This is a genomic window from Puerhibacterium puerhi (genome assembly GCF_009846865.1).
GTDB classification, from domain to species: domain Bacteria; phylum Actinomycetota; class Actinomycetes; order Actinomycetales; family Cellulomonadaceae; genus Puerhibacterium; species Puerhibacterium puerhi.
Map to the genome: position 1 here is coordinate 69,383 of NZ_WUWN01000004.1, position 23,238 is coordinate 92,620.

The 23,238-nt window shown below is 75.6% G+C and carries 23 protein-coding genes; 10 read left to right on the forward strand and 13 right to left on the reverse strand.

Features of this window, described 5'->3' with window-relative positions; translation table 11 throughout:
* Positions 1–155 precede the first annotated feature (155 nt).
* Positions 156–1,505: an MFS transporter gene (locus GSF02_RS03970; RefSeq protein ID WP_159792963.1), complete on the forward strand. Its 1,350-nt coding sequence runs from the start codon at positions 156–158 to the stop codon at positions 1,503–1,505.
* Positions 1,506–2,287: 782 nt separating this feature from the next.
* Here GSF02_RS03970 and GSF02_RS03975 read toward each other — a convergent pair.
* Both GSF02_RS03975 and GSF02_RS03980 read right to left on the reverse strand, forming a co-directional pair.
* On the reverse strand, positions 2,288–4,345 hold the full coding sequence (locus tag GSF02_RS03975; RefSeq protein WP_235915345.1) for a beta-galactosidase: 2,058 nt from the start codon (positions 4,343–4,345) through the stop codon (positions 2,288–2,290).
* Between the two features lie 177 nt (positions 4,346–4,522).
* Complete coding sequence (locus GSF02_RS03980; RefSeq protein ID WP_159792965.1) at positions 4,523–5,374, reverse strand: alpha/beta fold hydrolase; 852 nt, start codon at positions 5,372–5,374, stop codon at positions 4,523–4,525.
* A gap of 44 nt (positions 5,375–5,418) precedes the next feature.
* On the opposite strand from GSF02_RS03980, the gene GSF02_RS03985 reads away from it, so the two are divergent.
* Positions 5,419–6,171, forward strand: a complete 753-nt coding sequence (locus GSF02_RS03985) for a TetR/AcrR family transcriptional regulator (protein ID WP_159792967.1) — start codon at positions 5,419–5,421, stop codon at positions 6,169–6,171.
* 10 nt (positions 6,172–6,181) lie between these two features.
* Here the strand turns inward: GSF02_RS03985 and GSF02_RS03990 are convergent, their stop codons facing one another.
* Positions 6,182–6,475, reverse strand: coding sequence for a hypothetical protein (locus tag GSF02_RS03990; RefSeq protein WP_159792969.1), 294 nt, complete (start codon positions 6,473–6,475; stop codon positions 6,182–6,184).
* A 172-nt stretch (positions 6,476–6,647) separates the two neighbouring features.
* Here GSF02_RS03990 and GSF02_RS03995 point away from each other — a divergent pair, with 172 nt between their 5' ends.
* Both GSF02_RS03995 and GSF02_RS04000 read left to right on the forward strand, forming a co-directional pair.
* Positions 6,648–7,628 (forward strand): hypothetical protein, encoded by a 981-nt coding sequence (locus GSF02_RS03995; protein WP_159792971.1) that lies wholly within the window; start codon positions 6,648–6,650, stop codon positions 7,626–7,628.
* A 47-nt stretch (positions 7,629–7,675) separates the two neighbouring features.
* Positions 7,676–8,320 (forward strand): TetR/AcrR family transcriptional regulator, encoded by a 645-nt coding sequence (locus tag GSF02_RS04000; protein WP_235915346.1) that lies wholly within the window; start codon positions 7,676–7,678, stop codon positions 8,318–8,320.
* A gap of 52 nt (positions 8,321–8,372) precedes the next feature.
* Here the strand turns inward: GSF02_RS04000 and GSF02_RS04005 are convergent, their stop codons facing one another.
* Together GSF02_RS04005 and GSF02_RS04010 are read right to left on the reverse strand one after the other, a co-directional pair.
* On the reverse strand, positions 8,373–9,485 hold the full coding sequence (locus tag GSF02_RS04005; RefSeq protein WP_159792973.1) for a Gfo/Idh/MocA family protein: 1,113 nt from the start codon (positions 9,483–9,485) through the stop codon (positions 8,373–8,375).
* Positions 9,482–10,282, reverse strand: a complete 801-nt coding sequence (locus GSF02_RS04010; protein ID WP_159792975.1) for a sugar phosphate isomerase/epimerase family protein — start codon at positions 10,280–10,282, stop codon at positions 9,482–9,484. The genes GSF02_RS04005 and GSF02_RS04010 overlap by 4 nt, the downstream gene beginning before the upstream one ends.
* Before the next feature lie 213 nt (positions 10,283–10,495).
* Here GSF02_RS04010 and GSF02_RS04015 point away from each other — a divergent pair, with 213 nt between their 5' ends.
* Complete coding sequence (locus GSF02_RS04015) at positions 10,496–11,269, forward strand: DUF6518 family protein (protein WP_268892840.1); 774 nt, start codon at positions 10,496–10,498, stop codon at positions 11,267–11,269.
* Between the two features lie 73 nt (positions 11,270–11,342).
* On the opposite strand, the gene GSF02_RS04020 is transcribed toward GSF02_RS04015, so the two are convergent.
* Both GSF02_RS04020 and GSF02_RS04025 read right to left on the reverse strand, forming a co-directional pair.
* Positions 11,343–11,756 (reverse strand): ATP-binding protein, encoded by a 414-nt coding sequence (locus GSF02_RS04020; protein WP_159792979.1) that lies wholly within the window; start codon positions 11,754–11,756, stop codon positions 11,343–11,345.
* A 68-nt stretch (positions 11,757–11,824) separates the two neighbouring features.
* Positions 11,825–13,999, reverse strand: coding sequence for a SpoIIE family protein phosphatase (locus tag GSF02_RS04025; protein WP_159792981.1), 2,175 nt, complete (start codon positions 13,997–13,999; stop codon positions 11,825–11,827).
* Positions 14,000–14,333: 334 nt separating this feature from the next.
* Here GSF02_RS04025 and GSF02_RS04030 point away from each other — a divergent pair, with 334 nt between their 5' ends.
* On the forward strand, positions 14,334–14,798 hold the full coding sequence (locus tag GSF02_RS04030; protein WP_201308782.1) for an ATP-binding protein: 465 nt from the start codon (positions 14,334–14,336) through the stop codon (positions 14,796–14,798).
* Between the two features lie 35 nt (positions 14,799–14,833).
* On the opposite strand, the gene GSF02_RS04035 is transcribed toward GSF02_RS04030, so the two are convergent.
* Positions 14,834–15,160, reverse strand: a complete 327-nt coding sequence (locus GSF02_RS04035) for an STAS domain-containing protein (protein ID WP_159792983.1) — start codon at positions 15,158–15,160, stop codon at positions 14,834–14,836.
* Positions 15,161–15,428: 268 nt separating this feature from the next.
* On the opposite strand from GSF02_RS04035, the gene GSF02_RS04040 reads away from it, so the two are divergent.
* The gene (locus GSF02_RS04040) at positions 15,429–16,421 is read left to right on the forward strand and encodes a bile acid:sodium symporter (RefSeq protein ID WP_159792985.1); all 993 of its coding nucleotides are present in this window, start codon (positions 15,429–15,431) and stop codon (positions 16,419–16,421) included.
* A gap of 163 nt (positions 16,422–16,584) precedes the next feature.
* Here the strand turns inward: GSF02_RS04040 and GSF02_RS04045 are convergent, their stop codons facing one another.
* Positions 16,585–17,181, reverse strand: coding sequence for a GNAT family N-acetyltransferase (locus tag GSF02_RS04045; RefSeq protein ID WP_159792987.1), 597 nt, complete (start codon positions 17,179–17,181; stop codon positions 16,585–16,587).
* A gap of 88 nt (positions 17,182–17,269) precedes the next feature.
* Here GSF02_RS04045 and GSF02_RS04050 point away from each other — a divergent pair, with 88 nt between their 5' ends.
* Positions 17,270–17,635 (forward strand): ArsR/SmtB family transcription factor, encoded by a 366-nt coding sequence (locus GSF02_RS04050; RefSeq protein ID WP_159792989.1) that lies wholly within the window; start codon positions 17,270–17,272, stop codon positions 17,633–17,635.
* On the forward strand, positions 17,632–18,294 hold the full coding sequence (locus GSF02_RS04055; RefSeq protein ID WP_159793142.1) for a cation transporter: 663 nt from the start codon (positions 17,632–17,634) through the stop codon (positions 18,292–18,294). The genes GSF02_RS04050 and GSF02_RS04055 overlap by 4 nt, the downstream gene beginning before the upstream one ends.
* A 3-nt stretch (positions 18,295–18,297) precedes the next feature.
* Here GSF02_RS04055 and GSF02_RS04060 read toward each other — a convergent pair whose 3' ends face one another.
* Complete coding sequence (locus GSF02_RS04060; RefSeq protein WP_159792991.1) at positions 18,298–18,711, reverse strand: VOC family protein; 414 nt, start codon at positions 18,709–18,711, stop codon at positions 18,298–18,300.
* 81 nt (positions 18,712–18,792) lie between these two features.
* Positions 18,793–19,332 (reverse strand): DUF488 domain-containing protein, encoded by a 540-nt coding sequence (locus GSF02_RS04065; RefSeq protein ID WP_159792993.1) that lies wholly within the window; start codon positions 19,330–19,332, stop codon positions 18,793–18,795.
* Positions 19,333–19,467: 135 nt separating this feature from the next.
* Here GSF02_RS04065 and GSF02_RS04070 point away from each other — a divergent pair, with 135 nt between their 5' ends.
* A complete protein-coding gene (locus tag GSF02_RS04070) occupies positions 19,468–20,673 on the forward strand; it encodes a glutamate--cysteine ligase (RefSeq protein WP_159792995.1) in 1,206 nt (401 codons plus the stop codon).
* Positions 20,674–20,739: 66 nt separating this feature from the next.
* Here the strand turns inward: GSF02_RS04070 and GSF02_RS04075 are convergent, their stop codons facing one another.
* Positions 20,740–21,771 carry a CNNM domain-containing protein gene (locus GSF02_RS04075; RefSeq protein WP_159792997.1) on the reverse strand — a complete coding sequence of 344 codons (1,032 nt, stop codon included), beginning with the start codon at positions 21,769–21,771 and terminating at the stop codon, positions 20,740–20,742.
* Positions 21,768–23,198: a hemolysin family protein gene (locus GSF02_RS04080; protein WP_159793145.1), complete on the reverse strand. Its 1,431-nt coding sequence runs from the start codon at positions 23,196–23,198 to the stop codon at positions 21,768–21,770. Before GSF02_RS04080 ends, GSF02_RS04075 begins: the two co-directional genes overlap by 4 nt.
* Positions 23,199–23,238 lie beyond the last annotated feature (40 nt).

Genomic DNA, 23,238 nt, shown 5'->3' on the forward strand with positions numbered 1-23,238 from the left:
GGTAGGCATGACTCTACACGGGCCGCGCTACCTACTGAACATATGGTCGGTAGTTGACTTACTTACCGGGTGGTCATATTTTCGTCCGGCCGGACGACGCCCGTCCGGCGAGGCCTGGAGCGAAGCCGCTCCCCTGCGAACCAAAGAAGGTGCCCATGGACACGCAGACCGACGCGGTCCCTCCGGCCGGCGCATCGGTGCCCGTCGCCGCAGACCCTGCGAGCACGGTCACGCCGGCCACGAACGCGGACGACCTCGCCCCCGACACCGGCCAGCGCTTCGACCGCGCCCGGACGACCCGCTTCGGCGTCGGCTTCTTCGCCTACGGCCTGCTGTGGATCATCGGCCTGCAGATCGTCGCGGCCGTGCTGCTGCCCCAGCGCCTCAAGGACATCGGCGTCGCCTCCCCCGAGACGCTGCTCGGCTCGATCAGCGCCGTGACCGCGATCGTCTCCCTGGTCTCGAACCTCGTGTTCGGCAACTTCTCCGACCGCACGCGCAGCCGCTTCGGCCGCCGCGCGCCGTGGATCCTCGCGGGCGGCATCCTCGGCGGCGTGACCCTGCTGGCCATCGGCCTGCTGTCCGACGCCACGCTCATCACGATCGTCTACTGCGTGTGCATGGTGGGCCTCAACATGATGCTCGCCCCGGCCGTCGCGGTGCTCAGCGACCGCGTGCCCGGCAAGCTGCGCGGCACCATGTCCGCCTTCTACGGCGCCGGCCTGTCCGCCGGTGCCCCGCTCGGCTCGCTCGTGGGCACCCTGTTCATCGGCGCCACGGGCGCCTCGGTGCCCGGGTTCGTCCTGGCCGGCGCGCTCATGGCGTTCTCCGCCGTGCTGGCCCTCGTCATCTGGCCCCGCGAGCGCTCGGCCCGCGACCTGCCGCCCGCGCCGTCGACCCTCAAGGACGTGCTGGCCAGCTTCCGCCCGCCGCGCAACGCGCCGGACTTCTACCTGGCCTTCGGCGGCCGCCTGTTCATGCTGGTCAGCTACCAGATGATCATGGCGTACCAGCTGTACATCGTGCAGGACCACCTGGGCCAGACGACCGAGGAGTCCGCCGCGACCATCGCGACGATGTCGGTCATCCTGCTGGTCGTCTCGCTCGTCGGCGCCGTCGTCGCCGGCCCCGTCTCCGACGTCATCGGCCGCCGCAAGCTGCCGGTCGTGCTGTCCAGCGTCATGTTCGCCGTCGGCATCGCGATGCCGTGGATCATGCCCACCACCCTGGGCATGTACCTGTTCGCCGGCATCGCCGGCCTCGGCTACGGCATCTACACCTCGGTGGACCAGGCCCTCAACGTGGACGTGCTGCCGAACCAGGAGGAGGCCGGCAAGGACCTCGGCATCCTCAACCTGTCCACCACCGCCGGCCAGACCGTGGGCCCGCTCATCACCTCGTCGCTGGTCGTGGCCACCGGCAGCTACTCGCTGGTCTTCCCGGTCGCGATCGTCGCCGCGCTGCTCGGTGCGCTTGCCATCGTGCGGATCAGGTCGGTGCACTGACCGGTGCCGACCGGCGCTGACCGGCGCTGACCGGCGCGGTGACAGCGTGCCGAGCGCGTGACGGCAGCGCGGTGACCGCATGACGGCCGCGCCGAGCGCGTGACGCCGCGCGACGGCCACGCGCTGAGTGCCGGCCGAGCGCGTGACGCCGGGCGACGGCCACGCGCTGAGTGCCGGTCGAGCGCGCACCGGCGGACCGCGCTCCTTCCGACGCCGTCGGTCGGGCCTCGTGCCCGCCCGGCGGCGTCGTCGTGCGACGGCTGCGGGGGCCGCACCACTCTGTTCGGTGATTCGTTGGCTGATCGGTGATCCGGATCGCCGATCAGTCAACGAATCACCGAACAGACGACCGAGGGGCGCCGGCATCCGAGGCATGGGCAGGTCCGGCCGGCCTCGCTGATCCCGAAGAACGGGGCCGGCTCGCTGGCCCCGACGGGCGGGGCCGGCCGGCGTCGCTGACCCCGACGGGCGGGGCCGGCTCGCTGGCCCGTCCGATCGCCGTCCTGCCCCCTGCCCGCTGAGATCGGCACTTCGTCGTGAGGTCGGCACCTCGAGCTGCCGAGCTCGCGACAAACTGCCGAGCTCGCCCGCCGGCCCCACCGGCAGCCGCGGGTTCGGACGGACGACGACGGCCCGTCCCGCAGCTGCGGGACGGGCCGTCGTGCGTCGCCCAGGGCCGCCGAGCGCCTGGGCGGCCGGTTGCTAAGGGCGGCCGGTCCGAGCCGCCGGGCCGCCGGGGCCGCCGGGGCCGCCGGGCCGCCGCGCGCCCAGGCGCCCAGGCGTCAGCCCTCGAGCACCACCAGGTCCCAGGCGCCGACCGTGAGCGGCTGCCCCTGCTCGACGGCGTCGCCGGTGAGCACCGACGTGCCGGCCACCGGGGCGTCCAGGGTCACGGCCTCGCCGGAGTAGTTGAGCAGGTAGGTCAGCGGGTTGCCGCGGCCGTTGGTGCCGCGGCGGACGGCCACGCGCGGCGCCGTCGTCGCCAGCTCCTGCGGCCACTCCCACAGCCCGGCGTCCCGCACCAGCCGCGCCAGCACCCCGCGCAGCGTCTCGGGGTCGGTCATCGTGGCGAGGTAGGTCGCCGTGCCGGCGCCGAACGCGTTGCGCACGACGGCGGCGTACCGCGACCACGCCGGGTGGTCGTAGGTGGCGAGCACCTCGGCGCCGTCGGTGGGCGTCAGCAGCTCGAGCACCGCCTTCGCCTCCGGCGCCGCCTCCCCGCCGGCCAGCTCCGCGAGCGCGCCGCGGAACGCCAGCCGCGCGCCGTCGGGCGTGGAGAACTGGTTGTAGGTGGCGCCGAAGACGTCGGTGAGGCCGTGCGGGGCGCGGTCGTGCCAGACGGTGACGTGCTCGTCGGCGACGGCGGTGCGGAACGTGGAGACCAGGTGGCCGCCCTGCTCGACGTAGGCGCGCAGCGCGTCGATCGTGGCCTGCGGCGCCGCGTACAGCGCCGGGGTGAGCACCATGGCGTAGTGGGCGAGGTCCTGCGCGTCGAAGGGCACGAAGTCGACCTCGACGTTGAGCTCGAACAGCGCGTCGTAGACCCACCGCAGCACGTCGTTGTAGCCCACCGACGGGCCGTAGGCGCCCTCGACGAAGCCGCGCTCCAGCGTGAACCACCTCAGCGCGGTCAGCGCCTCGTTGCTCACCATCACCGCGACGCGGTTGGCCTTGCGCAGCCCGGTGAACGACGCGGCGTGCCGCTCGACCTCGGCGCCGAAGACGCCGGCCTCCTCGTACGTCGGGTTCGACTCGAGGTCGTGGCTGAGCAGGCCCTTCCAGTACGTCTCGAAGGAGTTGTGGATGGAGTGCCAGTGCCAGTACATGACGCCGAGCGCGCCGCTGGCCAGGTGGCTGTACGCCTGCAGGCGCAGCTGGCCCGGGTAGGGCAGCCAGCCCATCTGGCCCTGCGCCTGGGTCTCGAGCACCAGGTAGTTGGCGCCGCCCTTGATCGAGCGGGTCATGTCGCCGCCGAAGGCGATCTCCTTGCCCGTCAGGCGCGACTGCGTGGGGTGGTAGATGTCCGTGCCGGCCAGGTCGACGGCGCGGGCGGCCCTGAAGTGGTCGACGGCGGGCTGCAGGCCGTACGACCAGCCCGGGGCCCAGTCGAAGTCGAAGTTCTGGGTGACGAACTGGTCGTCGCGGGCGTACTCGCGCACGATGCCGGCCTGCCAGGCGAGGTACTCCTCGACCAGTGTGCGGCGGTACTTGTCGAACTCCGCGGCGAGCGAGCCGTTGACGGTGCCGCGCACGTCCGGGAAGTCCTCCCAGGCGTCGATCCGGTTGGACCAGTAGTCGAGGCCGAACGTGCGGTTGAGCGCGGCCAGGTCGCCGTCGAACTTCTGCTGGAGGTACTTGACGAACCCGGCCTGCACCGAGCGCGAGGCGGCGTCGTAGTACTTGGTCTCGTTGTCGACCTGGAAGCCGATCACGTGCTCGCGGTGGGCCGTGTGCTCCAGCAGCCGGCGGATCACCCGCTCGCCGTAGAACCGGTAGGCGGGGTTCGTGATGTCCATGATCTGCCGGGCGCCGTAGCGCGGGGCGTCGGTGCGGTCGGTGACCGCCAGCACGTCCGGGTGCGCGGCGACCAGCCAGGTGGGCACCGCGTAGGTGGGCGTGCCGACGATGACCTTGCGGCCGAACGTCTCCGCGGCGTCGAGCGCGCGGTCCACGTGCGTGAAGTCGAAGACGCCGGGCTGCGGCTCCAGGGTGCTCCACGTCGACTCGGCGATCCGGATGACGTTGAGGTGCGCGTCGCGCATCATCGCCATGTCGGTCTCGATCCGGTCGGTCGGCATGTACTCGTCGTAGTACGCCGCTCCGAACAGCACTGCGTCCACGTCGCCACCCTTCGTCGCGCGATGCCCCGGGCGGCTCGTGGCGCCGCCGGGCGGCCCGCCGTCGGGCCGGCCACCACTCTACCTACCGATCGGTAGATAAAGCCCGCAGCCGGTCGCCGGAGAGCTTGCCGCGACGAGCGTCTCGCGGAGCTCGACCACCTTGTACTCGAACATGGCTCAGCTCGTCGCCGTCGCGGCCCGGAGCCACGGCAGCAGCACCGGCAGCACGGCGTCGGGCTGCATGGCGCGCAGGTGGTCGGCGCCCGGTACCACCGCCACCTGCCAGCCGCGCGCCTCGAGCTCGGCCCGGTGGGCACGCACCGCGCCCGCGATGACCACGCGCACGCCGCCCCAGCGCGGCCCGTAGTCGATGTCGTCCCGCTCGCCGACGAACGCCAGGCGCGGCACGGTGACGCGGTCGAGGGCGGCGGCCTCGTCGAACCCGCGCAGCGACTCGTAGAGCGTGACGTACTGCTGCGTCTGCTCGGGGCTGAGCGTGACCTCGACGGAGTCCCAGTCGCCGGGCGCCACCTCCCGCCGGGGCGGCGGCGACTGCCGGTAGGCCACGGCCATGCGATGGGTGGCGCGGGTGACCTCGAGCATCGCCGCGTACGGGCCGCCGAGCGGCGGGAAGCCGCCCATCGCCAGCCCCGTGAGGCGGTCGGTGCGCAGGGCGAGCTGCAAGGCCGCCAGCGCCAGCCAGGAGTATCCGTAGCAGGCGAACCGGTCGACGCCGGCCGCGTCGGCGACGGCCAGCAGGTCGGTGGCCACGGCGTCGGCAGTGAGCGTGAGCGGCTTGGGGTGGGCGGCGAGGTGACCCTCGTAGTCGGCAGCGACGATCCGGAAGCCCGCGTCCGCGAGCGCCGTGGCCAGCGTGCGGCCGGGGTTCGGGTCGGCGCCCCAGGCGCGGGCCTGCTCGGCCGCCGCGCCCTCGACGACGGCGGTGCCGACCGGCAGCAGGACGGCGGGACCGTCGCCGAGCACGGCGACGTCGACGGCGGCGCCGTCGTGCAGCGTGGCGGTGGGCATGGGTCCTCCTCTGCGGCGACGAAACGCTATACACTGTAAGGACTATGGGAACCACCGACAAGAGCCCCGCCTCGGACGCCGAGGCACACGTGCGCCGGCTGTGGCGCCACCGCGGCGCCGCTCCCCCGTCCCCGCGCCGCGGCCCGCGCCCGCAGCTCGCGCTGGACGCCGTGCTGGACGCCGCCGTCGCGCTGGCGGACGCCGAGGGGCTCGCCGGCGTCTCCACGCGCGCGGTCGCCGCGCGCGTCGGCGTCAGCGCGATGGGCCTGTACCCCTACGTGGGGTCCAAGGAGCAGCTCGTCGCGCTCATGCAGGACCACGCGTCGGTGATGCCGGCCTGGGACGACGCGGGGCCGGCGCTCGCCGACGACGTCGAGGCGTGGGCGCTGCGGCTGTTCGACCTGCACGTGGCCCACCCCTGGCTCGCCGAGGTGCCGTGGGCGCAGGCCTCGGGCGGCCCGCAGGAGCAGGACTGGCTGGAGCGCCTGCTCGCCGTCCTGGAGCGCCACGGCATCGCGCCGCCGCGCCGCGCCGCCGTCGTCACCGCGCTGTACGCGACGGTGCGCGCGTCGGCCCAGACCGCCGCCGCGTACCGCGGCATGGCCGACGGCGAGGCTGCGGCGTGGCGCGAGCGGGCGGCGGCGACGCGGCGGCTGGTCCCCGACCTCACCGAGCGCTACCCACGCTCGACGAGCCTGCCGCCCGTGGCCGACGACTGGCGGGAGGCGCCGCGGGAGGGCGTCCGGCAGACGGTGCGGCTGCTGTGCCGCGGGCTGGAGGCCGACGGCGGCGCGTGAGCCGCGCCGGTCACGGCCCGGCGAGCCGGTCCACCTCGGGGAGCGCCGCGGCCGCCGTCTCGGCGAAGGTGCTGTGGTCGACCGAGTGCAGGCGCCCGTCGCGGACCCACAGCTCGAGCCGGCCCAGCGCCTCGGCGCCGTCGACGACGTCGAGGGTGGCGATCCGGCCGCCGCCGTGCAGCGGGATGCGGAGGCACGCGTCGCCGTCGTGGTCCTTGCCGCCCCAGCGCGCGGTCGCCAGCTGCGCGCGGGCCTCCGGCGCCCCCGGGCCGCGCGCCGGCGCAGAGGCGCTCGAGCAGGGCACGCTCGTGCGCCGTCAGCGGCGCACCGGGTGGGCAGCACCGCCGCGAGGGTCCTCCATGGCCCGATCCTCCCGGGCGCCGGCGTCCGACCACCCGCGGCTCGGCCGCGCGCCGGCGATACCGTGGGACGAGCACCCCGCGCAGCAGCCGGGACGCCCCCACCGAGGGACCACGATGACGGCCACCGACGCCCGCACCCGCGAGTACGACCGCTTCGGCCCGTGGATCGACGAGGTGCGCGGCGGCGACGACGTGCCGCGGCTGTACCGCGACCACCCGATCGACTTCGCGTCGGCGCAGCTGGTGCTGAAGGTGCCGCGGAACATCGCGCGCCGGGACGCGACGCCGGAGATGGACCTGTACGACCACCTGCTCGTGGTGGAGCCGGCTCGGCTGGTGGTCCTCAGCCGCGGCGGCGACGGACCAGGAGCACGGCACGCGGCGGGCGCCGCGGGCTACGGCGTCCGCGGCGTGGCGTTCCACCAGGTCGCGACCGTCCGCCACACGGTCGACCTCCTGGACGGCAGGCTCACCGTGCGCACGACGGACGGCGCGGCGCTCACGGTGCGCTACAACGCCTCCGCCCGGGCCACCGTCGACCGGCTCGTGGACCACCTGCGCGTCGCGACCGCCGTGGCCGGGCCCACCACCACCGGCTGGGCCCTGCTGGCCGCCGCCCGCGCCCACCCGCCGGCGCCGCTCGCCCTCGGCCGCGACGACACGGCGCTGGCCGGCGACTTCCGCGAGGCGTCGCGCCCGCGCCCGGACCTGGGCCTGTGGGCGTGGCACGGCCGGCAGCGCGTCGCGCCGTCGCGTCCGGGCGTGCTCGGCGCCCGGCGCCTGTCGCACGCCCTGTCGCCCATGACATTGCACGGCGCGGTCGTGGCCGGCGACGCCGACACGATGGAGGTCTTCGGCCGGCACGACTGGCTCGTCCGCGGCACCAGGCCCGTGCACTCGGCGTCGCGGCTCGTGGTCCCGCTGAGCACGCCGGAGCGGCTCCGCCTCGCCCCGCACCCCGCCTACGACGGCGCGGCGTCCGTCGAGATCACGGCCGGCGCGGCGACGACCGCCGTCACCGTGCCCGTCGGGTCGTCGGCCTACCGCCTCTTCGCCGCGGCGGCCGCCGGCGGCCGGCTCGGCGCCGCCCGGTGAGGGCCGACGGAGCCCGGGGCCGGGCCCCGGCTGGGTAGGTTGGCACCGTGACGGCAGCGGAGGATCCCCGCCCGCGCGCGCGCGGCTACGCGAAGGGCGCGGCTCGCAGGGCGCAGATCCTGGACGAGGTGATCCGCATGGTCGCCGAGAAGGGCGTCGACGCGTCGTCGCTCCGGTCGGTGGCGGACTCGCTGGGGATCTCGCACGCCGCGCTGCGGCACTACTTCCCGTCCCGGGACGAGCTGCTGGTCGCGGTGTACGACGAGCACGAGGGGCGCCAGCGCGGCGCGGGCGGGCGGCCCGGCTCGGCCGTGGGCGACATGCGCGACAGCGCCGAGCGCAACCGGTCGGTGCCCGGGCTGGTCCAGCTCTACACGGTGCTCATGGCGGACGCCGCCCAGGAGGGGCACCCGGTCACGCGGGAGTTCGTGCGCGCCAGGTTCGCCCGCGTGCGCGCCAAGCTCGCCGACCTCGTGCGCGAGGACCAGGAGGCCGGGCGGATCGACCCCGAGATCGACGCGCGCGACCTGGCCTCGCTGGCCATCGCCGCGTCGGACGGCCTGCAGGTGCAGTGGCTGCTGGACCCCGGGGCTGTCGACGGCGCACGGGTCCTGAGCCTGCTCGAGCGCCTCGTGCCCGCGTCGGCGCCCGCGGCGCCTCCCGCGGCGCCCGCGCCGTCGTCGGACGACTGACGCGACCAGGGGCGGGACCGTGACCGGTCCCGCCCCTGGTCGCCGTCGTCCGTCAGGCGGACGTCGCGGCGGCCGGGTCGAAGTCCTCCGGCAGCGGCGGGATCGCGTCGATGCTCGAGGGCACCTCGACGGCGCTCCCGGACTGCGCGGCGTCCCGGATCGCGAGCAGCACGTCGAGGACGTGCAGCGCGACGGCGCCGGAGGCCCGCTCCGGCCGCCCCTCGCGGATCGCGCGCGCCAGCTCGACGACGCCCGTCCCGCGGCCCCAGGTCGAGCCCGTCGCCGGGATCGTCGTCGGCCCGCCCTGGCCGTAGCGCCAGAGCGTCGAGTCGCCCTCGAAGGTGTTCGGGTCCGGCAGCGAGATCGTGCCGAGCGTGCCGTTGATCTCGACGAAGCCGGCGCGCGGCAGCGCGTGCTGGAAGGAGAACGTCGACTGCGCCGACTGCCCGCCGCGGAACTCGATGAGCGCCGCGTGGTGCGTCGGCACCTCGACCGGGAACGTCTCGCCCGCCCGCGGGCCGGAGCCGATCGTGCGGCGGTCCTGCGACTTCGACGACACGGCCTGCACCCGGGCGGCGGCGCCGAGGGCGTGCACGAGGGTCGTGACGTAGTACGGGCCCATGTCGAACAGCGGGCCGGCACCCGTGGCGTACAGGAAGTCGGGGTCCGGGTGCCACGCCTCGGGGCCCGGCACGTGGAACATCGTCGTCGCGGTGAGCGGCTCGCCGATGTCGCCGCGGGCGATGGCGCGCAGCGCCGTCTGGATGCCCGCGCCGAGGACGGTGTCCGGGGCGCAGGCCACGCGCACGCCCTGCGCCGCCGCGGCCTCGAGGAGCTCGACGGCCGACGCGCGGTCGGTGGCGAGCGGCTTCTCGCTCCACACGTGCTTGCCGGCCGCGACGGCGCGCTGACCGATCTCGGTGTGCACGGCCGGGACGGTCAGGTTGACGACGATCTGGATGTCGTCGCGCGCGAGCAGCTGCTCGGCGGTCCCGTGCGCCGGCACGCCGTAGGCCTCGGCCTGCGCCCTGGCCCGGTCGAGCAGCAGGTCGGCGACCATGCGGACCTCGACGTCGGCGAACTTGGTCAGGTTCTCGAGGTACTGGGTCGAGATGTTGCCGGCACCGATGATGCCGACCCCGACCGGGGTGCCCAGCCGGCTCACTTGTCGTTCTCCTGCAGCCAGGCGAGGGACTGCGCGATGCCCTCGAAGACGTCGCCCTTGTAGGCGTCGAACTCCACGACGCGGATCGCGTCCGGGGCGGCGGCGAGGATCGACGGCACGTCGACGTCGCCCTGCCCCGCGGGGGTCTGGTTCTCGAACGCGGCGCGCAGGGCGTCCGGCACCACCAGCGCGCTCTCGCTCGACGGCAGCACGGTGGCGATGTCGCCCGAGACCTCGCCGTCCTTGACGTGGATCGCCACGACGCGGTCGCCGAGGGAGCGCAGCACGGCCGGAGCGTCGGCGCCGCCGACGGTCGCCCAGAACGTGTCGACCTCCAGGACCGCCTCGGGGGCGAGGTGCTCGGCGAAGAGCTCGAAGACCGAGCGGCCGTCGACCTTGTTCGTGAACTCCCACTGGTGGTTGTGGTAGCCGAAGCGCAGGCCGTGCGTGGCAGCCCGGGCGGTGAGCTCGTTGACGCGGTCGGCGATCTTCTTGGCGTCGTCGGCGGTCTGCCAGCGGTCCGTGGGGACGAACGGGTCGATGACGATCCCGATCCCCAGGCGCGCCGCGGCGTCGAAGACGACGTCGGGGTCGGGGGCGTCGATGACGGCGGCGTGGCCGGACGGGGCCTGGAGCCCGGTCGCGGCCAGCGCGCGCTCGAAGTCGGCCACGCGCTCGACGAACGCGTACGGCTCCACGTGCTGGTAGCCGATCTCCCGGACGCGCGCGACGGCGGCGTCGAGGTCCTCGGCGATGGCGTCGCGCAGCGAGTACAGCTGCACGGAGGTGACGGGCATGGCGAGCTCCTTTGGTCTGACGTCCTTCACTTCCGCCGGTTTCGACACAGAAGTCCGGCGGGATCCGATGAAAGCGCTGCCAGCCTAGCGCCAAAACTACACAGTGGATAGTTTCTTGGCGCCCCCGGATCGGCCCGTCCGCCCGCGGGTGGACGCCCGGCCGCGGGCCGCTCCCCCCACGGCCTGACGACGCCGCCGCGCCGCTGCGGTCGGATGGGCACCGTGACCTCCTCCGCGCCCCACCCAGCACCCCACCCAGCTGCCCGGCCCGCCGCACCGGGGCCGCACACCCCTCCCCCCGCAGCTCCGGATCCCGTCGGGGTTCGTCGCGGTCTGCGGACCGTCGCGCGACGAACCCCGACGGGATCCGACCGCGGAGGTCGCCCCGCACCGGCCGTCCTCGCCGTCGCCGTCGCCGCGGGCCTGGGCGTGGGTGCCCTCACCTCGCTCGGCCAGACGCTGCTGGGCGGCACGGCGTTCGCCGGCCTGACCAACGCGGTCAGCCCGTGGCTGGTGGCGCCGTTCCTGGTGGGCGCGCTCGCGCGGCGCGGCGGGGTCGCGGCGCTGGCGGGCCTGCTCGCGTGCGCGGCGGAGGTGGCCGGCTACTACGTGACGGCGGACCTGCGCGGGTTCCCCGTCGGCGTCGGCGCGATCACGCTCTGGGGGGTGGCCGGCGCGGTCGGCGGGCCGGTGTTCGGCTGGGCCGGCCGGCAGTGGCGGGCCGGGACCGGCCGCCTGCGCGGGCTCGGTGCGGGGCTGCTCGTGGGCTGCTGGCTGGCCGAGGCGCTCGTCACCTACCTGGCGGTGCTCGGGTACGTCGACGACGCCGTCGTGTTCGCCGTCGTCGCCGCGGTGCTCGCGGTCGCGCTGGGCCGGCCCGGCCGCCGGCTGACCGCCGTGCTCGGCTGGGGGGCGGTGGCCACCGCCGTCGGCACGGCGGGCTTCGCGGCGCTGCACCACGTGCTCGGCGGAGGCTCCCCGGCCTAGGACGCCGAGGGCCCAGGTCGCCGAGGGCCCAGGTCGCCGAGGGTCTAGGCCGCCGAGGAGCCGGGCCGCACCGTCACCAGGTGAACGTGGCCCAGACGACCTTGCCGCCGTCGGGCTGCGGCCGCCACCCCCAGGTGCCGGACACGGCGTCGATGATGTGCAGGCCGTGTCCCCCGGGCAGCCCGGCGCGGCCCGACCGCGGCTGCGGCACCGACGCGCTGGCGTCGTGCACCTCCAGGCGCAGGTCGCCGGCGTGGCTGCGGACCGTCACGACGACGGTGCGGGTCCCGGCCGCGTGGCGCACGGCGTTGGTCACCATCTCGCTGGTGGCGAGCACCACGGCGTCGACCGTCCGCGCCGGCGCACCGGCCGCGCGCGCCTGCTCGGTGACCCAGTGGCGCGCCTCGGCGATGGAGGCGGGCGTCGCGGGCAGCGAGCGGGTAGCAGGCAGCGAGCGCGTCACGTCGACGGGCTCGCGGGCTGGCACGCGAGAGACGGTAGTCGCCCTGGGGCTCGTCGGCCTCTCGGACGGCGACGGGCGTCCGGCATCCACGGTCATGCGCGCCGCTCCGTCACCTCGAGACGTGCCACGGCATCAGGCACGCTGCCGGGACCGGCCTCGGCCGGGCGCGGGCGGTCCTGCGGGTGCAGGCGGATGGCGACGAGCGCGACGTCGTCGCTGGGCCGCTCGGGCAGCAGCCGGGCCACGACCTCGTCGCACAGGTCGTCCAGCCCCAGCCCGGCGAGGTCGTCCAGCGTGGTCCGCAGCCGCTCGATGCCGTCGCGCAGGTGCTGGTCGCGCCGCTCGACGAGGCCGTCCGTGTAGAACACGACGGTGGCCCCGCGGGCGATCTCGACCACGGCCTCGGTGCGGGGGGCGTCGGGCATGATGCCGAGCAGCGGGTCGGGCCGCCCGTCCGTCAGCGGCGACACCTCGCCGTCCGCGGTGACGAGCATGGGCGGCGGGTGGCCCGCGCTCGACCAGCGCACCCGGGTGACGCCGCGACGCTCCTCGTCCTCGGTCTGCTCGATGCGGGCGACGACGGCGGTGGCGACGGCGTCGGCCTGGAGCGTGCGCAGCGCCTGGTCGACCCGCTGCAGCACCTCGGCCGGGCCGGCGCCGGTGGTCACGGCGATGCTGCGCAGCGCCGAGCGCACGTGGCTCATGGTGACGGCGGCGGCCAGGTCGTGGCCGACGACGTCGCCGATGACGACGACGGTGCCGCCGTCGGGCTGCATGAAGGCGTCGTACCAGTCGCCGCCCACCTGCGCGGCGTGCGCGGCGGGGTGGTAGCGCACCGCGATCTGGACGTGGTCGGGCTGCACGGGCGGGGTCAGCAGGGAGCGCTGGAAGCCCTCGGCCACGTGCCGCTGGTCGCGGTAGAGGTGGGCGTTGTCCAGGGCCAGGGCGGCGCGCCCGGCGACGTCCTCCGCGGTGGCCACCTCCTCCGCCGTCAGGGGCGCGCGGCCGGCGCCGCGGAACAGGCTCAGCGCGCCGACGGTGCGGCCGCGCGCCCGCAGCGGCAGCGCGGCGCCCGACGCCGGGGCGAGGCGGGCGATCAGGTCGCGCGCCTCGCCCGGCTGCAGCACGGCCTGGACGGCCGGCGTGGCCGGCCCCTCGATCTCGACGGCCCGGCGCCCGGTCAGGGCGCGCCGCAGGAACGAGTCGTCCTTGAGCTGGGACAGGCGCACCTGCGCGTACCGCTCGGCCAGCGGGCGGGCCTGCGGGTCGACGTGCCAGGCGCCGGCGTCGCGGACGCGGCGCCCGTCGACGGGCCACGACGCCGCGTCGTGCTGGCGGCGGCCGCCCACAGCGCCGTCGTCGTCCTCCACGAGGCTGACGACGCACCAGTCGGCCAGGGCGGGCACCACGAGCTGGGTCAGGCGGGCCACGACCTGCTCGACGTCGAGGGTCTCGGAGAGCTCGGCGCTCACGCGTGCAGCCAGCTGCGCCTGTGCCGCGGCCCGGGCCAGCCGGTCCTGGGCCTCCTTGCGGGCCGTGATCTCCAGGAAGTACACCGAGAGGCCGTCCGGGCTGGGCCACGCCCGGACCTCGTACCAGCGGTCCAGCGGGGCGGGGTAGTACTCCTCGAACCGCACCGGCTCGCCGGTGTCCATCGAGTGGCGGTAGTAGCGCTCGAAGTCGAGCCCGATCGCGGCGGGGAACAGGTCCCAGACCACCCCGCCGAGCAGGCGCGAGCGGGGGTTGGACAGCACGCGCTCGGCCTCGGCGTTGACGTAGGTGAACCGCCACTGCCGGTCGAGGAAGAAGAACGCGGACGGCATGGCCTCGAGCACCCGCTCGACCCGTGCCTCGCCGTCCTGCGTGGCGGTCGTGTCGTAGGCCGCCCCGATGAGCCGGGTGGCGGTGCCGTCGGCGCCGGCGACGGCGTGGCCCCGCGCGGCGACCCAGCGCGCGGTGCCGTCGGGCAGCTGCACCCGGAACTCCGCGAAGTACTCGCCGCAGGTGTCGCGCGCGTGCTGCAGCGCCTCCGTGACCCGGGGCAGGTCGTCCGGGTGCAGCCGCCGGTTGAAGCCCTCGATGGTGTAGTCGAACGTGCCGTCGTCGTACCCGAACATCTCGAGCAGCCGCCGGTCCCAGTGCAGGATCCCGGTGCGCAGGTCCCACTCGAACGTGCCGATGCGCGCGGCCTGCAGCGCGGTCTGGGTCGACAGCGCGCCTACGTCCCGGGGCACGCGCGTCGGCAGCTGCGTGCCGTCCTTCACCATCTGTGCCCTCCTCAGGCTGACGGGGCCGCGCCCGTCTCGTCGCACATCATGCACGGTCCGGCTGGGCCGGTCGCCCGGAGCCGGCGGTCGCCCGCCGGCTCGGCCCCCACGCTCGGCCGCCGCGCTGGGCCACCAAACTCGGCCGCCACGCTCCGCCGGAGCTCGGCCGGCGCGGCGCCCGCGACCTGGCAGGAGCCGCGCGGGCGCGGCGCCGCTCCGGATGCGGCGGCGCCGCTATCGTGGGATCGTCCACACGACCTTGCCACAGCGCGTCGGCGGCTCCTCTCGTTCTGACGCACGGCAACCCTCCGACCGTCATGAGAACGATCACGCTGTGACACCGCAGACAGATCCCCTGGAGACCCCGGAGACCGACGCCGGTCTTCCGCGGACCCGCCCGCCCGGGCGCTACCGGCTCGTCGAGCGCTGGAACCTCGACTCCTTCGCTGAGCTCACGCGCATGCGCGCGGGTCTCGCGCCGATCCTGCGCCCGAACGACGGCGAGGGCGTCGGGCTGGCGCAGACGCCGGAGAAGGTGGTCCTGGTCGCCTCGGAGCTCGCGACCAACGCGCTCGAGCACGGCCTGCCGCCGACCATCGTCACGCTGCTGGCCGACGACACCTCCTGGCTCCTGGACGTCGCCGACCATGACCGGGGCTCCGTGCCCGTGTACGCCGGCGAGCGCATCCCGGGCGCCGGCGGGCTCGGCCTGCACCTGGCGCGCACGCTGGCCCTCGACGTCGGGTGGTACGTCACCGAGGAGCACAAGCACATCTGGGTCACGTTCCCGATCGACTGACGTCGGCGGGCGGCGGGGCGCCGCGCTGCGGCGGGTCAGGACGCGGGCGCGTCGACCTCGAACAGCGTGTCGAGGCCCGCCAGCTCCAGCGGCTCCAGGACGGCGTCGGTCAGCCCCGCCAGCCGCACCCTGGTGGTCGCGGCGGCGCGCGCCAGCAGGCGCAGCCCCGCGGAGTCCAGGAAGGTCACGCGTGCGACGTCGATCGTGAGCCCCTCGCCCACGCCGGCCAGGTGCTCGCGCGCCTCGCGCTCCACGCGCACCAGGACCGACCAGTCGATCTCGCCCCACATCGCCCACGCGCCGTCGCCGAAGTCGATGCCGCCCACGGCCGACTGGCCGTCATCGGTGGGTGCGGTGCGCATCGGATCCCTCGGCTGTCGGGGTGGGCCGGTGCCGCCGGCGGGCCGGCGGCGAGCCCGCTGAGGAGCGGGCGGACGTCTGTGCGAGGGTAACAGCGTTCCCCGGGCCCCCGAGGCGGGTCCCCCGGGCGCGACGCACCGTCTACCGTGCGGTGGTGCGCATCTTCCAGCGCGTCGCACCGACGGACGCCCCGACGGACGCACCGGCGCCGCGGGTTCCGGCGCCGCGGGCTCCGGCGATCGTCGGACCCGGCCGCGGCGACGGGACGCGATGAGGCGCCTCGTCGGCTGGTGGGACGACCACCAGGTCGCCCTGTACCTCGCCGCCATCGGCCTCGGCGCCCTGGCGGGGCTGGCGGCGCCGCGCGCCGCGCCGGCGCTCGAGCACGCCATCACCCCGGTGCTCGCGCTGCTGCTGTTCGCCACGTTCCTCGGGGTGCCGCTGGTCGAGGTGGGGCGCGCGTCCCGCGACGTCCGGTTCCTGGCCGCGGTGCTGGCGGCGAACTTCGTCGCGGTGCCGGCGGTCGTGCTGGGGCTGTCGCGGCTCGTCGCCGACGACCCGGGCCTGCTGCTGGGCGTGCTGCTGGTGCTGCTGACGCCGTGCGTCGACTACGTCATCGTGTTCACCGGCCTGGCCGGCGGGGCGCGCGCCCGGCTGCTCGCGGCCGCGCCCCTGCTGATGGTGGTGCAGGTGCTCCTGCTGCCGGTCTACCTGTGGCTGTTCGCCGGGGCCGACGTGGTCGCGGTGGTGGACGTCGGGCCCTTCGTCGAGGCGTTCGCGCTGCTGATCGTCCTGCCGCTCGCCGGCGCCGCGGCGGTGCAGGGGCTGGCGCGCCGGCACCGGGCCGGCCGTGCGGTCGAGGGCGCGGCGGCGGGGGCCATGGTGCCGCTGATGATGGCGACGCTCGCGGTGGTGGTCGGCTCGCAGGTCGCGGCGGTGGGCTCCCGCGTCGTCGAGCTGGTGCGCGTCGTGCCCGTCTACGTCGCGTTCGCCGTGCTCGCCGTCGGCGTCGGCGCGCTGGTCGGACGCGCGGCACGACTGGACGTGCCCGGCCGGCGCGCCGTCCTGTTCTCCGCCGCGACCCGCAACTCGCTGGTGGTGCTGCCCCTGGCCCTCGCCCTGCCGGCCGCGCTCGACCTCGCGCCGCTCGCGGTGGTGACGCAGACGCTCGTCGAGCTCGTCGCGATGGTCGTGCTCGTGCGGGTGGTGCCGGCGGTGGTGCGCGACGGCGGGGTGCGGGCCGACTCCTCGTCCGTTCGGTGATTCGTTGGCTGATCGGCGATCCGGATCGCCGATCAGCCAACGAATCACCGAACAGACCGGTGCCGGGGGCGGGACGGCGGGACGGCGGACGGGGGCGACGGCTGGGGCGACGGCGCCAGCGGGGTGTCGGTGCCGGGGTGACGCGTCAGCGGGCGCGACGGCGTCAGCGCAGGTCCCGGCGCACGACGATGCGCGGCATGCCCGCGGCGGTGGCAGCGGTGTCGGCGACCTTGGCGAAGCCCACGGACTCGAACAGGCGCCGGGTGCCCACGAACGCGAGCGTCGTGTCGACCCGCCGGCCGGCGTTGTCGACCGGATACGCCTCGACGACGGGCGCCCCGTGCTGCCGGGCGAAGTCGACGGCGCCGGCGACGAGCGCCCGGCCCACGCCCTGGCCGCGGTGCCCGGCGCGCGTCCGGACGCACCAGATCGACCAGGCCGGCAGGTCGTCGAGGGCCGGGATGCGGCTGCTGCGCGCGATCGAGTGCACCTCGGCGCGCGGCGCGACGCCCGACCAGCCGACGACGACGTCCCCGCGGTAGGCGAGGACGCCCGGCGCGACCGGACGCGCCGCGAGCTCCCGGACGTGGTCGCGGCGCGCCTCGGGGCCGAGCTGCTGGTTGAGCCTCGGGTCGATCCGGTGGCTCAGGCACCAGCAGGCGACCGCCCCCGGCCGCCGGGGACCGAGCATCGTCGCGATGTCGTCGAACCGGTCGGCGGTCGCCGGCCGGACGTCGAACGCACCGGGGGACGCGGTCATGCACCCACGCTAGGCGGGCGCTCCGGCGTCCGACAGGGCAGGGGGTACAGGGTTCCGTGAATACACGATTCGCTGTACCGTCGGCCCCATGGCACCCCAGCCCGTCGTCCAGCCGGAGGCGCCCGCGCCGACGGTGACCCTCACGCACACCGCGGCCCTGGCCCGGCTGGGCCACGCCCTGTCCGACGAGACCCGCACGCGCATCCTCCTGGTGCTGCGCGAGGCGCCCGCGTACCCGTCCGACCTGGCCGACGCGCTCGGTGTCTCCCGCCAGGTCATGTCGAACCAGCTGGCGTGCCTGCGCGGCTGCGGGCTCGTCGAGGGCGTCCGCGACGGGCGGCGCACCTGGTACCGGCTCGCCGACACGCACCTGGCGCCCGCGCTGGGCGACCTGCTGCGGCTCGTGCTCGCCGTCGACCCGGCGTGCTGCGGCCCCGACTGCACCTGCGCATGACCGGCATGCCGACGCCGGAGCGCCGCCGCACGCTGCAGCGGCGCGTGCGGGCGGTGGTCGGGGCGACCATCGCCTACAACGTCGTCGAGGCCGTCGTCGCCCTCGGCGCGGGCCGGGCCGCGTCGTCGACCGCGCTCGTGGGCTTCGGCCTCGACTCGGTGGTGGAGGTGCTCTCGGCGGCGGCGGTCGCGTGGCAGTTCGCCGGCCGCGACCCCGAGGCCCGCGAGCGGACGGCGATGCGGCTGATCGCCGTCGCCTTCCTCGCGCTGGCCGCCTTCGTGACGGTCGAGGCCGCCCGCACCCTCCTGGGCGCCGCCGAGCCCGACGGCTCGACCGTCGGCATCGTGCTCGCCGCGGTCAGCCTCGCCGTCATGCCGGGCCTGTCGTGGTTCGAGCGCCGCACGGGCCGCGAGCTCGGCTCGGCGTCCGCCGTCGCCGACTCGCACCAGACCCTGCTGTGCGCCTGGCTGTCCGGCGTGCTGCTGGTGGGCCTGGTCCTGAACAGCACGCTCGGCTGGTGGTGGGCCGACCCGCTGGCCGCGCTGGTGATCGCCGCCTGGGCGGTCAAGGAGGGCGTCGAGGCGTGGCGCGGCGACGCGTGCGGCACGCCGCTCGCGCAGATCGCCGGGGGCGACACCCGGCACGACGCCTGGCGCTGAGGGTCAGACGCCCAGGCCCTGCGCGGCCAGCCACTCCGGGTCCGGCGCCACGGGCTGCACCAGCTCGACGACCAGCCCGTCCGGCCCGGCGGCCTGGAACCGGCGCTGCCCCCACGGCTCCGTCACCAGCGGCTTGAGCACCTCGACGCCGCCGGCCGCCAGGCGCGCGTGCTCGGCGTCGACGTCGGCGACCACCAGCGCCACCATCGCACCGCGCACCGGCACCCGCGGCTCCGGCCACGACTCGTGGTCGTGCCGCACGAAGTCGACCCGCAACTCCTCGCGGTCGGGGTGCTGCGTACTGACGTACCAGCCGAGGTCGACGAGCACGGTGAAGCCGAGCCGCTGGGCGAACCAGTCCCCCGCGGCGGTCGGGTCGCTCACCGCGAACGCCGTCCCGATCTGCGTGACCTGCACGATGGTCCCCCTCCGTCGACGATGCCGGTCCGGGGGCAGCCTGGCAGGCCGCCGCCCTGTGGCGCCAGGGGTCTGCCGAGGTCAGTCCTCCGGGGGGTACCAGACCCGTGTGCCGTCCACCGCGGCGAACGACGTGAGCGTGTGCGGTTTCGCCGACGTCGGCGACATGATGTCGAGGACCTCGACGCCGCGGACCAGCAGCGCGTCGCCGATCAGCGAGCGGTGACAGCGCCACGGCACCGCCTCGGCGCACATCACGGCTAGCCGCTCGTCGCGAGCCTCGGCCGCGAGCGCCTCGACCGCGTCGGCGAACTGCGGGGTCTGCATGTAGTCGGCGTAGCCGCGGAACGAGGCGTTGCGCCACGCCCCGTTGATCCCCTCGGCGCTCTCCTTGCGCGCGTGCCGCAGGCCGCCCAGCGCCGGCACCCGCTCGTAGCCCAGGCCGCGCTCGCGCAGCGCGGGGCCGAGCACGTCCTCGGCGAACTGCGGGTTGCGCCGCGACCTCGGCACGGTGCGCACGTCCACCACCCGCTGCACCCCGTGCGCCTGCAGCAGCGCGACGAACTCGTCGAGGGGGTGCGTGGAGTGCCCCACCGTCCAGACCGTCGTCGCGCCCGCCATGCGGCCCACCGTAGGAGGCGGCGGCCCGCGCCCGCAGGCGGAGCGGGCAGGCGCTCGTCGCCCAGGGCACCCGCACCTGCGGCCGGGCCGCGCGTCGCCGAAGATGGTAGGGAGCCCGGGGAGCAGGGAGCCGCGATGGTCCGGACGTTCGGCGTGGAGGAAGAGCTGCTGCTCGTCGACGCGCGCAGCCGGCAGCCGCTCGCGGCCAGCGAGGACGCCGTGCAGCGCGCGCAGCGGCCCGACGCCGGGGAGCCGGCGCCCGCCGCCGCGCCGCTGGACGCGGACGGCGCGGGCGAGGCGCAGCCGGGCGGACCCGGGCCGAAGGTGGCGACGGCGCCGGGTGGGCACGCGCTGACCCTCGAGCTCCAGCAGGAGCAGATCGAGGTGGTCGGCCCCCCGCAGACCTCGCTGGCCGACCAGATCGCCGCCATCCGCACCGGCCGGACGCTCGCGGACGCCGCCGCACGCGCGGTGGGCGGCCGCGCCGTCGCCATCGGCACGTCCGTCTCCGCAGGGCTGCCGCACCTGGTGCCGGAGGCGCGCTACCGGCGCATCCAGCGGCACGTCGGGATCCTCGCCGCCGAGCAGCTGACCTGCGGGTTCCACGTGCACGTGGCGGTCGACGACCGCGAGCAGGGCGTCGCGGCGCTCGACCGCATCCGGGTCTGGCTGCCGGTGCTCCTGGCCCTCAGCGCCAACTCCCCGTTCTGGTACGGGGTCGAGTCGGGGTTCGCGAGCTACCGCTACCAGGCCTGGACGCGGTGGCCCACCGCCGGCGCCTACGAGATCTTCGGCTCCGCCGAGGCGTACGACCGGTGCATGGCGGCCGTGCTGCGCTCCGGCGTCGCGCTGGACGACGGCATGCTCTACTACGACGCCCGCCTGTCGGTCCCCTGGCCCACCATCGAGGTGCGCGTGGCCGACGTCGTCCTCGACCCGGTGCAGGCCGGGGTGATCGCGGCGATGATCCGCGCGCTGGTGGAGACGGCGTGCCGGCAGCACCGCGACGGCGTGCCGCCGCACCCGGCGGGCGTCACCGAGCTGCGGGCCTGGTCGTGGCGGGCCAGCCGGTTCGGCGTGGAGGAGAAGCTGGTCAGCCCGTCGACGGGCCGCCCCACCCCGGCCGGTCACGTGGTGGCCGAGCTGCTCGACCTGCTGCGTCCCGTGCTGGACGAGTACGGCGAGGACGCGCAGGTGCAGGCCGTCGTCGCGGAGATCCTGCAGGACGGCCCGGGCGCCCAGCGCCAGCGCGAGGCGTTCGCGCGGCGGCACGACCTCACCGACGTCGTCGACACGGCGATCAGCCTGGGCACGCCGGCACCGGACGGCGTCGGCGCCTGACGAGGACCGCTGGACCCGGCCTCCGTGGCGTAGGAGGCCGGGTCCGGCTCGCGCGGCCGGGCCGCGTCAGCCGGCGGCGACCGGCTCCGCCACCGTGCGCGGGAAGATCCGCGCCAGGACGTCGGCCAGCGTCACGACGCCGACGGCGCCGGACGGCTGGTGCACGAGCGCGAGGTGGTTGCTCGTCTCGCGCATCCGCGTCAGGGCGGTGTGCAGCGGCGTGTCCGCCGTGAGCACGAACGCGTCCCGGACCAGGCCGGCGACCGGGGCGGCGTCGTCGAGCAGCAGCGTGTCGCGCACGTGCACGACGCCGGTCGGCGCCGGGGCGCCGGCGGGCCGCACGAGGATGCGCAGGTGCCCGGAGCGGTCAGCAGCCGCGCGCACGTCGGCCGCCGTCGCGTCGCCGCCCACGGACACCGGGTCCGCCCCCTCGCGCAGCAGGTCCGCGACGGTGAGCCGGCGCAGGTCGAGCGCGCCCGAGAGCTGCTCGGAGTAGGCGGGGTCGAGCGCACCCACGTTGGCCGAGTGCTCCACGAGGTGGCGCAGGTCCTCCGGGCTGCGGCCCGAGGCCACCTGCCCGGTCGGCTCGACGCCGACGCGGCGCAGGCACCAGTTCGCCGCCTCGTTGAGCGCCACCAGGACCGGCCGGGTGACGGCCATGAACGCCCGCATCGGCAGCGCCAGCAGGGTCGCCGACGTCTCCGGGTGCGCGATCGCCCAGGACTTCGGCGCCATCTCGCCGACCACCAGGTGCAGGAACGTCACGATGATCAGCGCCAGGACGAACCCGGCGACGTCCGCGAGCCACACAGCGGCGCCCCAGGACTCGAACACCGGGGTCAGCCAGTGGTGCACGGCCGGCTTGGTGATCGCGCCGAGCGCCAGGGTGCAGGCGGTGATGCCGAGCTGCGACCCGGCCAGGAGCACGGTCAGCTCGGCGGAGCTGCGCAGGGCGGCGCGGGCCGCGCGGCTGGACGCCGCGGCGTCCTCCAGGCGGTGCCGCTTGGCCGCGAGCAGCGCGAACTCGACGGCGACGAAGAACGCGCTCAGCGCGATGATGACGACGGTCGCACCGGCGACCACCCACGGGTTGCTCATCGGGCCTCCTCCGCGTCCTGCTCACCGTTCTCGGCGTCGGCGCCCTGCTCCACGCCCTGCTCGACGTCCTGCTCGGCGCCGTGCTCGAGGAGCGTCACGCGCACCTGCGCGGGCACGTGCCGCTCGACCTCGAGCACCTCGACGCGCAGCGCCCGGGCGGGCGGCGGCTCGGGCAGCGCCAGGTCGGCCGGGTCGGCCGGCAGGGCCACCTCGACGGCGTCGCCGGGCTCCAGGAACGCGCCGTGCGCGGCGATCGCCAGGCCGGCGATCGTCTCGTAGTCGCCCTCGGGCAGCTCGCGCCCGACGGCGCGCTCCACCTCGTCGACGTGCACGTCGCCGTCCATCACCCACACGCCGTCCTCGCTCGGGGCGAGCGGGCCGGGCTCGGGCTCGTCGTGCTCGTCGGTGATCTCGCCGACCAGCTCCTCGGCCAGGTCCTCGGCGGTGAGCACGCCCACGAAGCCGCCGTACTCGTCGAGCACGCAGGCCATCTGGTTGCGCGTGGCGGACAGCTCGGCAAGCGCGTCGGGCAGCGCCATGGTGGTGGGCAGCACGAGCGCCGGGCGCGCGACGGCGGCGACCGGCTCGGGGTCGGCGGCCGGGCGGCGCAGCACGTCGACCAGGTGCACCACGCCGACGACGTCGTCGTCGGCGCCGAGCACTGGGTAGCGCGAGTGGCCGGCGGCCATGAGCTCGCGCACCTGCGCCACGGTGTCGTCAGCGCGCACGGTGTCGACCTGGGCGCGCGGGATCATCGCGTGCTCCACGTCCTGGCGCGGGAAGTCGAGGATCCGGTCCAGCAGGTCGGACAGGTCGTCGGGCAGGTCACCGCTGGCGCGCGAGTCGGCCACGATGTGCTCGAGGTCGCGCGCGGTGGCGGAGTGCTCGACGTCGTGCACCGGCTCGATGCGCAGCAGGCGCAGCAGGGCGTTGGACGCGGCGTCGAACACCGCGATGAGCCAGCCGAGCGCGCCGAGGTAGACCTGCGTGGACCGGGCCAGCCAGGTCGCCACCGGCTCCGGGCGGGCGATCGCGAGGTTCTTCGGGAACAGCTCGCCGAACAGCATCTGCACCACGGTGGACAGCAGCAGCGCCGCGACGGTGCCGACGGCGACGCCGACCCCGGTCGGCACGCCGACGCCGCCCAGCGCGGTGCCGAGCGCCTCGCCCACCAGCGGCTCGGCGACGTAGCCGACGAGCAGGCCGGTGATCGTGATGCCCAGCTGGGCGCCGGAGAGCATGAACGACGTGCGCTTGGTGACCGCGAGCGCCCGGCGCGCGGAGGCGTCCCCCGCCTCGGCCCGCGCCGCGAGGCGCGAGCGGTCCACGGCCATGTACGCGAACTCCTGCGCGACGAAGTACCCCGTCGCGGCGGTGATCGCGAGGATCACCACGAGGCCGACGAGCAGCGACAGCACCCAGGTCACGAGGTCCACCCCCGTCCGCCACGCGTGCTCCGAGGATGAT